Origin of the sequence: Marinifilum sp. D737 (assembly GCF_026672275.1) — a bacterium.
In the GTDB taxonomy this organism is placed as follows: Bacteria; Bacteroidota; Bacteroidia; order Bacteroidales; family Marinifilaceae; genus Marinifilum.
In genome coordinates this window covers 1-1,300 of record NZ_JANQCD010000089.1, presented here as the reverse complement: position 1 = coordinate 1,300, position 1,300 = coordinate 1, and the positions used below count along the sequence as shown (strand labels likewise).

Genomic DNA, 1,300 nt, shown 5'->3' with positions numbered 1-1,300 from the left:
TCCCGAATTCTATGGATAAACCAAACAATTCAGGTTAAAATTTTATTTAATTATGCTGCTGCAAAATTTAACATGTAGTAGTTCTTGTCATATTCCTGACCTGAAGTAATTACAGCACAAATACGTTGCAGCAGCTTGTTTCTTACATTATTTAGTACATTCATTTTATGCTTTCCCTGCTCAATTTTTCGCTGATAATACAGTTTCAAATAAGGGTCGTATTTCACTGCATTTAAAGCACACATATGAAGCAATGTTTTTAGTTTTTTATTGGCCATATGACTCACATGTGGTTTGCCTCTAAGGCTTGTTCCCGAACGCTTGGCAAAAGGAACAATTCCGCAATAACACGCTAATTGTCTTGGGTTTTCAAAAGCCTTAAAACCCCAGGTATGTATTAACAAATAGATTGCAGTTTGCATACCGACACCCACTACAGAGTTGATTAATTGATACATCTGTTTGAGTTCAGGATCAGTTGTTAATAAGTGCATCATTTGTTTCTCTGTGTCAGTAATCTGAGCATTAATTTGATTGATCAATACTTTACTGGATTCACAGATGTACTTGGTTTCCTGCCAATCATTTCTGACATGTTTTAATTCACTGGCAGCAACACTTAATTGCGTTTTTACTTTCGTTAATCGATCTTTAAATCGAACCAATTCTCGTATTTGTAAAAGCACCTTACTTTGTGGTTTGTATAGTTTTACTCTGTCTATAAAACGAGCTGCATACAAAGCAATTTGGTAAGAATCAACCTTGTCATTCTTTTCTCGGCTTATGCCTGAGGAAAGCTTGATCTGATTAGGATTTTCCAACCATAGATCAAGACCATTATCATTGAAAACCATAGCTGCAGTCATGGAATAAATTCCTGTATACTCTCCACAAATTAGCCACTCAGATGTCAGAGAGTGACTCTGCTTTATCCAGGAGACCATCTCTTGGCAACCCTGTTCTGTATTTGCAAATTGCTTATACCAATAATCTTGCATACTTCCCATGATTAAATAGCTTACATCCATGGTTCTTTTAGAGAAATCAATTCCAACAATAACTGTCTTTTTCATATCTTTGGTTTGTTTAATTTGAATTAACCAATGACTTTGTGTACTAATACCCTTATTAGGTTCCAGCCTATAATTCTATTTGGTATCTTAAGTCATGTCGGCAGAAGTCTAATTCGGGACATAGGTTACAAACCTTAAGCTATCGTTAGTTTACTTCTGCTGACTGGTTAATCACCACTAAACTACAAAATCAGTTGTATTAACCATGACTATGCAAACCTAAGGGA

1 protein-coding gene is annotated in these 1,300 nt (G+C 35.4%); it reads right to left on the bottom strand.

Annotation, left to right across the window (positions count from 1 at the left end; genetic code table 11):
* Window positions 1-50: 50 nt before the first annotated feature.
* Window positions 51-1,073: an IS110 family transposase gene (locus NQ163_RS20535; protein WP_268192184.1), complete on the bottom strand. Its 1,023-nt coding sequence runs from the start codon at window positions 1,071-1,073 to the stop codon at window positions 51-53.
* Window positions 1,074-1,300 lie beyond the last annotated feature (227 nt).